Annotated in this window: 9 protein-coding genes; 6 read left to right on the top strand and 3 right to left on the bottom strand. The window is 41.6% G+C overall.

Going from position 1 to position 13,725, the window contains the following annotated elements:
- Nucleotides 1-12: 12 nt before the first annotated feature.
- Together N6H18_RS13965 and N6H18_RS13960 are read right to left on the bottom strand one after the other, a co-directional pair.
- On the bottom strand, nt 13-1,908 hold the full coding sequence (locus tag N6H18_RS13965; protein WP_262308895.1) for a transglutaminase family protein: 1,896 nt from the start codon (nt 1,906-1,908) through the stop codon (nt 13-15).
- Complete coding sequence (locus tag N6H18_RS13960) at nt 1,901-3,358, bottom strand: transglutaminase family protein (protein WP_262308894.1); 1,458 nt, start codon at nt 3,356-3,358, stop codon at nt 1,901-1,903. The genes N6H18_RS13965 and N6H18_RS13960 overlap by 8 nt, the downstream gene beginning before the upstream one ends.
- 363 nt (nt 3,359-3,721) lie before the next feature.
- Here N6H18_RS13960 and yaaA point away from each other — a divergent pair, with 363 nt between their 5' ends.
- The 6 genes from yaaA (at nt 3,722) to N6H18_RS13930 (ending at nt 12,147) form a co-directional block, all read left to right on the top strand.
- Nucleotides 3,722-4,486 (top strand): peroxide stress protein YaaA, encoded by a 765-nt coding sequence (gene yaaA, locus N6H18_RS13955; RefSeq protein ID WP_262308893.1) that lies wholly within the window; start codon nt 3,722-3,724, stop codon nt 4,484-4,486.
- Between the two features lie 272 nt (nt 4,487-4,758).
- Complete coding sequence (locus tag N6H18_RS13950; protein WP_262308892.1) at nt 4,759-9,090, top strand: PAS domain S-box protein; 4,332 nt, start codon at nt 4,759-4,761, stop codon at nt 9,088-9,090.
- A 97-nt stretch (nt 9,091-9,187) separates the two neighbouring features.
- Complete coding sequence (locus N6H18_RS13945; protein ID WP_262308891.1) at nt 9,188-9,565, top strand: response regulator; 378 nt, start codon at nt 9,188-9,190, stop codon at nt 9,563-9,565.
- 16 nt (nt 9,566-9,581) lie between these two features.
- Nucleotides 9,582-9,833, top strand: coding sequence for a hypothetical protein (locus tag N6H18_RS13940; protein ID WP_316044815.1), 252 nt, complete (start codon nt 9,582-9,584; stop codon nt 9,831-9,833).
- Nucleotides 9,830-10,591 (top strand): MBL fold metallo-hydrolase, encoded by a 762-nt coding sequence (locus N6H18_RS13935; protein ID WP_262308890.1) that lies wholly within the window; start codon nt 9,830-9,832, stop codon nt 10,589-10,591. The genes N6H18_RS13940 and N6H18_RS13935 overlap by 4 nt, the downstream gene beginning before the upstream one ends.
- The gene (locus N6H18_RS13930; RefSeq protein WP_262308889.1) at nt 10,591-12,147 is read left to right on the top strand and encodes an NFACT RNA binding domain-containing protein; all 1,557 of its coding nucleotides are present in this window, start codon (nt 10,591-10,593) and stop codon (nt 12,145-12,147) included. Before N6H18_RS13935 ends, N6H18_RS13930 begins: the two co-directional genes overlap by 1 nt.
- Nucleotides 12,148-12,157: 10 nt before the next feature.
- On the opposite strand, the gene N6H18_RS13925 is transcribed toward N6H18_RS13930, so the two are convergent.
- Nucleotides 12,158-13,687: a SulP family inorganic anion transporter gene (locus N6H18_RS13925; RefSeq protein ID WP_262308888.1), complete on the bottom strand. Its 1,530-nt coding sequence runs from the start codon at nt 13,685-13,687 to the stop codon at nt 12,158-12,160.
- Nucleotides 13,688-13,725: the final 38 nt, after the last annotated feature.

The raw sequence follows: 13,725 nt of genomic DNA, 5'->3' as shown, positions 1-13,725 counted from the left end.
ACGAATATAAAACTATTGTCGAGTTTTATATCTCCTCAAATCCATGGTGTGTGGAAAATCAGGATTATATATTTCACCCTTCGCCTCATAATTAGTCATGATGTTGACTTTGGTCACAAAACGTCCCGCAGATTGAGCTGGTACAACTGTAGGCTCTACCAGATTGATCGAATGCCCAAAATCAAAGAATCTTGAAATCCTTCTGGACTCTGCTTCAAAGCTATTCACGGGGAAGGTATCATAGCTTCTTCCACCTGGATGCGAGACATGGTATTTGCATGCTGCCACAGACTTTTTGGTCCAGGTATCATAGAGATCAATCACCAAAGGTGTATCTACTCCTAAGGTAGGATGCAAAGCTGATGGTGGCTGCCATGCTCGGTACCGAATACCAGTGACATACTCACCTTGCACGCCTGTACTCTTGAGGGGGATTCTAAAACCATTGCAAAGCAAATGATACCGAGTGTCTGTCAAACCACTGATCTTGACTTGCAGCCTCTCCAAAGAAGAATCAACAAATCTAGCTGTACCAGAGTTGGATATTTCCTCTCCCAAAACATGCCACGGTTCGATGGCCATCTTGAGCTCTATATGAATATCATCGACCTGTAGTTCGCCCAAAAACGGAAATCTAAAGGCAAAAAATGGCTCAAACCATGCCATATCAAAAGCATAGCCTGCATTGTGCAAATCATTGACCACCTCGGACATATCCTTGTAAGAATAATGTGGCAACAGAAACTTGTCATGCAATGAAGTACCCCATCTCACCAGTTTGTGATCATAGGGAGTCTTCCAAAACCAAGCAAGTAATGTCCTAATCAAGAGCATCTGCACCATACTCATACGATAGTGCGGCGGCATGTCAAAACCTCTAAATTCTAAAATCCCTAATCTACCTGTACTAGAGTCAGGTGAGTACAGTTTGTCGATACAAAACTCAGCCCTGTGGGTATTGCCCGTGATGTCTACCAACAAGTTTCGGAAAATCCTGTCCACCAACCAGTAAGGAACTTCATCTTCCTTCATGTCTGGAATCTGCTGAAATGCCAACTCCAATTCGTACAAAATCTCGTCACGCCCTTCGTCCACTCGAGGTGCCTGACTCGTCGGCCCTATAAATTGCGAAGAAAAGAGATAAGACAATGAAGGATGATGCTGCCAATAAGTAATAAAACTCTTGAGCACATCTGGTCGGCGCAAAATTGGACTATCTGATGGTGTGACACCTCCTAAAGTCACGTGATTGCCACCCCCCGTACCTGTATGACGCCCGTCAAGGTTAAATTTTTCGGTAGTCAATCGAGACTCCTTGGCTTTGGCATAGAGAATCTCATAGTTGCTCAACAATTCTTTCCAGCTCTTGGATGGATGAATATTCACCTCTATCACTCCAGGATCAGGTGTGATCATGAATTTCTGAACGCGGTTGTCCGATGGTGGGTCATAGCCTTCGATCAACACGGGGATTTGCAGCGACTCTGCTACACGCTCTACAGCTCCCACCAGATCCAGGTAATGCTCCAATTGTCTGAGTGGAGGAAAGAACACGAAAAGTTTGCCTTGGCGTGTCTCTACAATCAAACTTGTCTTGAAGATCTCCGTGGAGTTGTTGAAGGACTTGGATTGATCTATGACCGAGTGAGCCTCATGGATCTGTGGCAGTGCGTCCTTTTCTGCAAACAAGTCGGTCTCTGGATCAAATTTTTCCTTTTTTGGATCTAAATATTGAATAGAATCCAAAGGTAGTCTCAATCCTGCAGGAGAATTGCCCGGTACTAGAAACAAATTGTTTCGTCTGAACGACCATTGGCAGCTTTGCCAATTGGATCGATCATGATCCCATGCAATAGGGATAGAATAACCAACGGGTTGATCCAATCCATCATTGAGCAACTCAGCCAATTTCTGTCGCTCCAGAAGAAGATTTCAAATCCTTCTTCAAAGGATCTACGTTGACGGGCACTTTGCTTTCTTCCCAAATGAAGTAAAAAGGGTCTTCATATGCTGGTGTGACATTTTGCGGATCCAAATTCAATTCTTTGGTCAATCCCTGAATAAATTTATTGGCATCTTGATGGTTGAATCCATAGTCCTTGGAAATATCTGCCATCAACTGATCGTTTCGCCAGATTTCGTGCCCATCGTGCCGCCAATAGCAGGCCAATTTCCATCGAGGCAATGGCTCACCAGGGTACCACTTGCCCTGACCATATTGTATCAATGCGCCTTTTCCAAATTCCCCTTTTAGCTTGTGAAAGAGCACGTTGGACAGTTTTCTTTTGTGTTCGCCATCAGCTGTAGAATTCCACTCAGCGGCATCTGTGTTGTCAATTGCCACGAAAGTTGGCTCTCCTCCCATTGTCAAGCGTACGTCATTGGCTTCAAACTCAGCATCCACCTGATCGCCTACTGCTACAATCTGCGCCCATTGCTCATCTGAATAGGGTTTGGTTACTCTTGGCTGCTCTTCGATTCGTTTGACAGTGTTTTCGAAATAAAACTCTGTCTTGGTAGACTCTGCTGTACCGGAGATCGGCGCGGCACTTTGAGGGTCGGGTGTGCATGCCAAAGGAATGTGACCTTCGCCAGCGAAAAGCCCAGAAGTAGAATCTAATCCAATCCAACCAGCTCCTGGCACGTACACCTCGGTCCAAGCATGCAAATCTGTAAAATCTTGCTCTGTTCCAGAGGGACCGTCCAATGACTTTTCATCAGCTTTCAGCTGTACCAAATAGCCAGAAGCAAATCGTGCCGCCAACCCTAGATGACGCATCACCATGACCAGCAACCAAGCAAAATCACGACAAGAACCAGACTTTAACTCAAGTGTCTGTTGACAAGACTGCACGCCAGGTTCCATTCGGATGTTGTAGCTCAATTCTTGATAGATGAGCTGATTGATCGCTACGAGCATATCTACAGTGATCATATCTTTGGTCACCAAGCCTTTGGCCTTGTTTACCAAAGCCATCAGGAGATCATCCTGCTCGGTAACTTCCAAATAGGGAGTCAACTGTTTAGCTAGGTTTTCTTCATACTTGAACGGAAAAGTCTGTGCGTATTCCTCCATGAAGAAATCAAAGGGATTGATCACCACCATGTCTGCAATGACCTCTACATCAACCTCAAAATGATCGATTTTGTCAGGAAAAACAATTCTAGCCAAGTAATTCCCAAAGGGATCTTGCTGCCAATTGATAAAATGGTTGTCAGGTTTAATATTGAGAGAGTAGCCTTTGATGAAGGTCCTTGAATGTGGAGCAGGCCTGAGTCTTATGACCTGCGCACTCAATTCTATATGACGATCGTATGTGTACTTAGTATAATGTCTAATGGCAACTTTGATGGACATAAAAGATTTTGTTTAATTCAAGACTACTCAACTTGACCAAAAATAGACTTAAACACAAGATTACATTCACATAAAATCATACAATTTTGAAAGAAATCACCAGACCTGCCAATTCACAGATTCAGAGCATAAAAAGCACATATTCATTACTTGTAGACTCCACTGCTATTTCAAAATAGCCCTCCAAATTTTACCCATCAATTTAGTACCACTAAGACACTAGCCAAACAAGTTTGGAATCGTGATACACATGTACACGTGACATGTTCTGTAGCATGGCACTTTGAATGTATCACTTATAACCCACGTGAGGTAATAGAACTTCTTTAGATTCTATCCTATCTTCGCACAAATTTCTAACATATGATCTCACTTATCTCCCCTGCCAAAACCTTAGATTTTGAAGAAAATGTATCCTTAGAAACTACTTTTCCACGATTTCCAAAAGAGACAAAAGAGTTGATAGCTGTCTTGAAACAAAAATCAAGTACCGACCTACAGGAGTTGATGAGTATCAGTGAAAACATCGCAGATCTCAACGTCAAGCGATACAAAACGTTCAATTCCTCCCATAATAGCAAAAATTCAAAAGCCTCTGTATATGCATTCAAAGGAGATGTTTACTTGGGATTGGAAGCCAATACTTTGGATACACAAGGTATAGACTTTGCGCAGAAGCATCTGCGTATCCTCTCAGGATTGTATGGACTATTGAGGCCCTTGGATCTTATCCAGCCCTATCGCTTGGAGATGGGTACGCGTTTGGCATTTGACGACTACAACACCCTGTACAGCTATTGGGGTGACAAGATCGTGAAATTACTCCATAGCGACCTCAAGAAACAAGGAGATAACATCATCGTCAACCTTGCTTCCAACGAATACTTCAAATCCGTGGACCGAAAAAGTCTAAAAGCACAAGTCATAGACACGGAATTTAAAAACATGAAGGATGGCAGTTACAAATTGATTTCCTTTTTTGCCAAACGAGCCAGAGGATTGATGGCACGCTACATTATCGAGCATCAGATCAATGACATAGAAAGCTTGAAGGCCTTTGACTATGATGGCTACTTCTATGATCCTAAGGATTCAACAGCCAGTAAATTGGCCTTCAAAAGAGGATAATGGCTTGAGATTTCAAGTGAAAAAAGTAAACCTGAGTTATCTATCACTTTCGTTGTATTAAGTAGCACCATGTGTACAAGTCGGATGGTAAAAAATATACACTTATTTGAGAAAAAACTGTGTATTGACTCATTTTTTACTTGTCTGTGGCAAAAAAGGATTAATAAAGTACCCAATATACTTCCCTTAGTAAGATTCCATTTGGTCTAGGAATAATCTAAATTATTCTTACTAATTTTATCACTTTACGAAATACTATCTAACCGATAAGAATGGCGATCCTAAATCAAGAGAGATCTGAACTTGTCAATGAAATCAGCAAACTCAAAAGTGAACTGAAAGAACTGCACAACAAGTATGATCTACTCCTCGAATCGTCAGCCAGCTATTTTTTTATATTCGAAGGGGCAGAAATCATTGAGTTTAGTCCTAAGGCGGAAGACAAATTTGTTTTCGCCAGCGACTTTGTAGACAAGACTATAGAAGAAGTACTCCCTATCTACCAAATGGATGGGGAACAAAGCAAGAAAAATTGGGCATATCAGGTGAAGAAAGCAAGCTTTGATCAAAGCGAGCCTTTTGAGTTTGAATTTGTCGATAAAAGTGGAAAGTCTTTTTCTACAATATGCACCTTGAGTAAAGTAAAAGATGAGCGCTACCTTGCTCATTTGGATCTGATCGAAGGCACACAAAGCAAAACAAGTACAGCCAATTCTATCGCTGACAATGCGCCCGTTTTTATTCGTATCACAGATGAAAGCAACAAGATCACCTACTTCAACAAAGGCTGGCATGATCTACTAGGCTCCTCTGACGAAAACAAATACGAGACTTGGAAAGAACTGATTCATCCAGAAGACAGGCTCCAATACCTGAGCGCCTTGGATTTTGCGATAGGGAAACACAAAAAATACGAATACTCCTTTAGAATTAAAGACACAGAAGGCCACTACAGGTGGTTACTAGATACTGGCGTACCTCGCTATTCCAAGAACAACAAATTCCTGGGATACATCTGTGCGGCCGTAGATACCACTGAGCGCAAAAGTCTGGAATTAGAAACGACCCGTGAGGAAGCAATCGCCTCAGCTGAGTCCAAAATGCAGGAATCCTTAGACACCTCAGAGGTAGTCGCCCTGACCACTGATACTGAGGGAACTATTCGGTTTTGCAATCGCAAACTCTTGGACTTTTTAAAAACAGATTTGGAATCATTGGTAGGCAGAAACTTGTTTGAGGTATTTGTCCCAGACAGTACTTCAAACATCAATCAAAAAAAGTATGCCAATCTTTCACATGAAGGCAAATATTCAGATCAGTTACAGGGGAAGCTTTTCAGCTCCATTGATGAGGAGATCCATGTAAGATTCAATGTCATTTTCCTCAAGGACGCACTCAACGAAGTATCAGGGATCAGTCTAATCGGTGAGAATATCACAGAACGCCAAAAAGTCAAGAAGGAATTAGAACGCACCAATGACCAGTTAACCGAATTGTTTGACAACTCTTATGACTTGATTCAGATATTTGATCAGGATGGTACTTTCCAATTTGTCAACAAAGCATGGATCGAAAAGCTAGGGTATAATCATCTCGTGTACCAGCTCAAATTTAAGGACATAGTCAGTGTCGATGAATGGTCCAAAACAGTAGAAAACCTTGACAAAATCATCAAAGGTGAAAGCATAGACCGGTTCGAATGTGTTTTTCTTTCTGATCAAGGAAAGAAAATCTTCGTATCGGGTCGGGTCAATTGTTCATTTGACATGAATGGCAGGGCACAATTCAGAGGCATTTTCTATGATATTACTGAAAGAATCAGAACGGAAAAAGCGCAATCACTCTACTCCAAAATCGCCAGCTACAACATAGAGGGAATGCAGCTCAACGAGCTCTATCAGAACCTATTCCACGAGTTGGAAAACATACTAGTGATTCACAACATTTCTATTTTGATAGAGACCGAAGAAAAGAAATCCATCCCCTATTTCAGAACCATACTGACAGATGAGAAGGAAATCCTTACAGAACAACAGGTCAATGAAGTGTTGGGAGAATATGTGATGGGTAGCACCCAAGCCAAAATGCTCTACGAAGAGGACATACAAGCCAAGATTGCAAGCTTGAAACTGGATCAATCTGCCAAGTTACCCAAGGTTTGGCTAGGCGTACCCATCACCATTGGCAACAAAAACATTGGTCTACTGACCATCCATTCTTATGAGGATAGGTCTGATTACAGTTACAAAGACCTTGAACTGCTCTTTTTCGTTTCCAGTCAGATTTCTTTGGCAATCGAACGAAAAAACAACGAAGAAAAGATCACAGATCAAGATGCGAGGTTAAGAGCAATTTTTCAAAGTTCCAGTCATCAAATCTGGTCTGTGGATCAGGCGTTTAAACTCACCTCGTTCAATGATGAATTTGCGCATTGCCTCGAAGAGAATTTTAGAACAACCATCTCCACTGGTACTGAGATACACATAGATGGTCGTCAAAACTGGGATCAATATTATAAAGAGGCGTTCAAAGGAGAACCTGTCAATTTTCAGAGCAAGGAGACCAAAACAGACCTTACTACTACATGGACTGAGGTGTTCATCAACCCGATCATCAAAGCAGATGGACAGATCGAAGAAGTATCGGTAATTGCACACGACATTACCGAAAAAAAGAACTCAGAGATAGCCTTGGCAGAGAGCGAATTCAAGTTTAGGGAGATCTTCGAATCCATACAGGATATCTACATCCGCTGGGATCTGACAGGACGAATCGAGATGATTAGTCCATCCGTGAGTACCATTGGCATGGAGGTCAACGAAGTGCTCGGTAAAAACATCATGAGTATTTTTGTGTCAGATTACACACCAGAATTCATACTAGAAGAATTACTCAAAAAGAAAGCTCTACAAAATCTTGAGGCACGACTCAAACGACCCAAGGGAGACAACATAGATTTCATCTGCAACATCCGAATGATCTACCGTGACAACAAAATCATAGGGGTGGAAGGTGTAGCAAGAGATATATCAGAACTCAAACGTACCAATATCGAATTGCGTCAAGCCAAAGATTTTGCAGAAAACTCATTGGCCATCAAAGAGCGTTTTCTTGCCAACATGAGCCATGAGATTAGGACTCCAATGAATGGAATCATCGGCATGATTGACCTCATGGGAAGTACCAATCTAGATGAAGAGCAATATGAATACATCAAAACCATCAAAAAGTCCTCAGAGACTTTGATGGTGATTTTGAATGACATCTTGGACTTGTCCAAAATCGAAGCGGGTAAAATGGAGTTGAGAGAAAAGCCTGTTCGATTGGTATCAACTTTCGAAAAACTCTATGATTTATTTTCTCAGCAGGCGCAGCTGAACAATTCTTGTATCTACTACCACATCGCCGAAAACACACCAGAATCGGTAATGGTTGATGAAACAAGACTCTTTCAAATCCTTTCTAACTTGACGAGCAATGCCATCAAGTTCTCCAATGACAAAGGCACCATCAACATCAGCCTGATACTACAAAGCACCTCTGATAACAAACACCAATTCAAAGTACAAGTCAAAGATGAAGGAATTGGAATCAAAAAATCAGAAATTGAAAAGCTATTCGTCAACTTCAATCAACTAGACAATACCAGCACCAAATCTTATGGAGGTACTGGACTTGGACTGGCCATTTCCAAGGAATTGGTCAAATCCATGGGCGGAAAAATTGGCGTAGCATCTACTCCTGGACTGGGCAGTACTTTTTGGTTTACTTTCGAAGCAGGTGTGATAGAAAATCCCAAAGCAGAAACCATCGAACCAGAAGAACGAATCAGAGTACCTAAGGAGTTTGCTCTCAAAACACCGACAATCTTGGTTGTGGATGACAACAAAGTCAACAGAACGGTCGCAAGCCAAATACTACTCAAGGCAGGTTGTCAGGTAGATACTGCTGACAGTGGACAGGCAGCCATAGACCTAGCCATGGTGAAAGAGTACGACTTGATCTTCATGGATATCCAGATGCCTGAGATGGATGGTATCCAAACGACTCAAAAGCTAAAATTCCTCGGAATCGCCAATCTCCCTCCCATAGTAGCCATGACAGCCTATTCAATGGAAGACGATGAGAAAAAGTTCCTTGCCGCAGGACTCGATGATTATGTAGCCAAACCAATTAAAGCGCAGGTCGTGATCAAAAAGGTCATGGATCATGTTAATTTTGAACCTAAAGAAATTAAGCAGGTTCTAAGCGAAGACAAATTGGGATTAATTATTAACCAGAATACACTCAACCAGCTATCAAAATACGGAGGAAAGGAATTGTTGAATTCCGTCTTGTCAGATTTTGAGAACGAAGCCCGTGAACAAATCGGACGCTGCTTCAAGCTGTATGATCAAGGAGAGATCGAAGAAATCCGAAAAGAGCTGCATACCTTGAAAGGCAGTTCGGGCACATTGGGAATAGAAATATTGGAAAGCAAAGTGATCAGCTTAGAAAAACAACTCAAAGAACAGGACACAACAGATTTGAAAATAAAATTGGAAGGGATATTAGAATCCTACATGGAATTCCAAGAAAACTACAAAAACATTCTAAAAAACTAATAGATTGTCACTAAATTGGATTTTTGTTTTGCCACCTTTATTTCACAAGCATTGGATTCATCAAAAGGAATTTTTATATGGTTAAACTCAGCTTAAAATGAAAAAAATAATAATTGCAGAGGACAGCTCAGTTATCCAAAATCTAACCAAAAAAATACTTCAAATTCAAAATTTCAGTATCACTGCGGTCAAAAATGGCAAAGAAGTATTAGAAAAATTGAATAGCGAAGATTATGACCTGATACTCATGGACATCAATATGCCACAGATGGATGGCATGGAGTGTGCCAAGCATATCAGAGGATTGAGTGATCCGATCAAATCTCAAATCCCAATATTGGCCATTACCGGCAATGCTAAGAACTACTCTATCAGTGATTTCAAAGAAGTAGGTATCAACGAATACATTCCTAAACCCCTCAATTTCGACTTGTTGGTCGACAAGGTCAAGATGTACACAGAAGATCATGATTAAGTACACCAATCATTTTTTGAATAAACTTGAAGATCTATTTTCAGAATCAGATTATGTATTGCGCTACGAAAAGGGCAATTTTCAATCAGGGTACTGCATTTTGAATGAAACAAAAGTCATCATAGTCAACAAATTTTACTCACTAGATGGTAAAATCAACTGTCTGATGGATATACTCAAGGAGGTCAAATTGTCTCAAGACAAAATGAGTCCTAAAAACCTAACTTTCTTACAAGAACTCTTTTCACAAAAAGAACTCGAACTTTGAAAATAACATTTCTAGGTACTGGCACTTCGCAAGGGATACCTGTGATAGCATGTGAATGTGCAGTATGCAGCAGTGTAGACTTCAAAAATCAGCGTCTCAGATCCTCTATTCTGATCGAAAAGGACAATACTACCCTTGTGGTAGATACTGGCCCAGATTTCAGGCAACAAATGCTACTAAATAGAGTCAAGCAACTGGACGCTGTATTGTTCACTCATGAGCACAAAGATCATGTAGCAGGACTAGACGATATCCGTAGCTTCAATTTCAAACAAAAAATGGATATGCCTATCTATGCACGTCCTAGTGTGATCGATAGACTCAAAGAAGAGTTCTCCTATGTGTTTGCTGATACCAAATACCCGGGAGTACCTACGGTGGAGGTTCACCCTATCCAAAACCAACCTTTCACGATCAACGGAGTGGATATTGAACCTGTAGAAGTGATGCACTTTCAACTCCCCGTCTATGGATTTAAAATTGGTTCCTTCGCATACATCACAGATGCAAAGACGATTGCCGATGAAGAAAAAGAAAAGCTAAAGGGTCTCGATGTACTGGTCCTCAATGCGCTACAAATCAAAGAGCACATCTCACATTTCACCTTGAGCGAGGCTTTGGCATTGGTCAACGAACTAAAACCTAAGAAGGCATTTTTCACACACATTAGCCATTATTTAGGCTTGCATCAGGAAGTACAGAAGACCCTCCCTCCTCATGTATCACTGGCATTTGATGGTCAGAGTTTCTACTGCTGATGCAATTCAACTACTACTTTTTGCGCTTGTTGGCTGATGACCTATCCACCCACCTCATCGGCAAGAAACTGATCAGTTGTTTCAGTCAAAATCGCAACGAACTGATTCTACGCTTTGAAGATGCAGATGCACATTTTCATATCAAAGCCAATCTCGAAGGTGAGATGTCCCTACTCTCCTTTCCAGAAAATTTCGCCAGAGCCAAACGCAATTCGGTAGATCTGTTCCAAAAGGCCTATGACAAAGAAGTAAGCAGCATCAAAGTATTCAACAACGAAAGATGCCTATCCATATACCTTGGCACATTTACCTTGCTATTCAAGTTGCATGGTAGACGCAGCAATGTCATCCTCTATCAGATGGGGGACTACCACTCTATGTTCAGAAATGACATGCCCAAAGATCAAGAAATTCTCTTGACGGCTTTGGATAGAAACATCGACCAAAGTGAAGCAGCTTGGGTCAAAGAGGATTTTAATTTGAAGCAGCTGTTTCCAACTTTTGACAAGACCATTTATCAATATTTGGAAGAAAAAGGTTACTCCATGGCTTCCGTGGATCAAAAAAAATCCTTGTTGCAAGATTGTCTATCCATACTGACTTCTCATCAGATATACCTGTATCTGGGCGACTATGTCCCCAAACTAAGTCTGGTGCCAATTGCCTTGGATACAGAGCCAAAGGTGTTTTCAGACAGTGTAGAAGCTTGCAATGCCTTTGCCAAAGCATTCTTTGTAGAGTATCACTTCAAAAAGGAAAAATCAACCGCACTGAGACAACTGGAAAAGGAGATTTCCAAAACTGAAGCCTACATCGCCAATACTATGGAGCGCATCCAAGCACTGGAGCAATCTCGTGGCTATGACGAGATAGCCAATATTTTGATGGCCAATCTCCATGTAGCCATTAGACCAGAGCAAAATGAGATTACCTTATTTGACTTTTACAACAATCAAGACATCAAGATCAAAATAAAGGCGCATCAAAGTTTGCAACTCAGTGCAGAAACCTACTACCGAAAATCAAAAAATCAAGGGATTGAGATCAGTACAGCCCAGAAAAACCTAGAGAGAAAGGAGGCACAGCTTCTCAATCTTCTCCAACAGCAAGAATCCATCGTATCTACACAGTCTCTACATGAACTCCGGGATCATATCAAAGTAGAATCTACCCAATCAATGCCAGACAAGGTATTGCCATTCATTCAGGTCAACATAGATGGATATGAAGTGCTGGTAGGGAAGAATGCCAAAAACAATGACCTTCTGACACAAAAATATGCCAAGAAAAATGACCTTTGGCTACATGCCAAAGATGTGGCAGGCTCTCACGTAGTGATACGTACTGTCAACAATGCCCAAGTACCCAAACATGTCATTGAGCAAAGTGCAGAGATCGCGGCATGGTACTCCAAGCGCAAAAATGACACCCTCTGCCCTGTCATATATACACACAAAAAATATGTTCGTAAACCTAAGGGTAGTTTACCCGGTCAGGTAATGGTAGACAGAGAGGAAGTCATCCTTGTAGCTCCTAAACGACTGTATGCCGAATAGACACTGAGACTTATACCTTATCAGCCACTACCCTGTAACCTGGATCTTCTAGAATATTCACATCAATGACTTCTTCAGCATTCTTTAGGAGTTTTTGACAATCTGGACTGAGATGTTTCAAATGAACGGTTTTACCCACCTTCAAATACCGCTCAGTAAGCTTATTGAGCGCTTCGATCGCAGACATATCTACCACACGGCTTTCTGCAAAGTCTATCACCACTTCTTTTGGATCATTGAGCACATCAAATTTCTCATTGAACACAGTCACAGACCCAAAAAACAAGGGACCAAAAATCTCGTAATGCTTCACCCCTTGCTCATCCACAAACTTTCTCGCACGGATACGTTTGGCATTGTCCCAGGCGAAAACCAAAGCAGCGATAATCACCCCTACCAATACCGCCAAAGCCAAATTGTGTAAGAATATCGTCACGAGTGTCACCAATACCATCACGAAAATATCAGACTTAGGAAATTTATTGATTGTCTTCAGGCTGGCCCATTCGAAAGTCCCAATCGACACCATGATCATCAGTCCTGTCAAAGCTGCCATTGGCAATTTTTCGATCAAGCTAGAACCAAACATGATGAATACCAGCAGCATAACAGCCGCCACAATTCCAGACAGTCTAGCACGTGCACCCGCAGATACATTGATCAAACTCTGACCAATCATCGCACATCCACCCATTCCAGAAAATACACCCGATAAAATGTTGGCAGTCCCCTGAGCAACTGCTTCCTTGTTTCCTCTACCACGAGTTTCGGTGATTTCATCTATGATATTGAGCGTCAACAAGCTCTCAATCAAACCTACGCCTGCTACAATGGCCGCATATGGAAAAATTATCGTCATAGTCTCCCAAGTAAACGGGATCATCGGGATATGAAAAGGAGGAAAACCACCTTTGATAGAGGCAATATCTCCTACTGTTTTGGTATCGATCCCGAAAAAAGTCACCAAACCAAATATCACCAAGATAGCAGTCAGCGAAGCAGGAACAACTTTGGTCAACTTAGGAAGTCCCCAAATAATCAACATGGTCAACACCACCAAACCAAGTAAGATGTATAAGGGTGTACCAGTGAGCCAGTTGCCAGACATGTCTTTGAACTGATCCAACTGTGACATAAAAATGATGATTGCTAGACCATTGACAAATCCAAAAATAACTGGGTGTGGCACCAACCTCATCAATTTACCCAGACGAAATACCCCAGCTAAAATTTGGATCACACCAGCCAACACTACTGCAGCAAAGACATACTCCACGCCATGTGACTTGGCCAAAGTAACTATTACAACTGCCACAGCACCTGTAGCACCCGAAATCATACCTGGTCGTCCACCAAATATTGAAGTAACCAACCCCATCATAAAGGCAGCATACAACCCTGTCAAAGGTGACAAGCCTGCGATCAATGCAAATGCTACTGCCTCTGGCACCAGCGCCAATGCTACGGTCAAACCAGAGAGAATTTCAGACTTGTAATTTACCTTCTGTTTGAAGTCAAAAAGATTCAAATAATTTTTCATCTACCAACAATGAATTATAGGACATGAAAGCCCAATGA

It is taken from the genome of Reichenbachiella agarivorans (assembly GCF_025502585.1).
In the GTDB taxonomy this organism is placed as follows: Bacteria; Bacteroidota; Bacteroidia; order Cytophagales; family Cyclobacteriaceae; genus Reichenbachiella; species Reichenbachiella agarivorans.
Note: the sequence above shows the minus strand (reverse complement) of the source record. Positions and strands in the feature narration are given on the sequence as shown.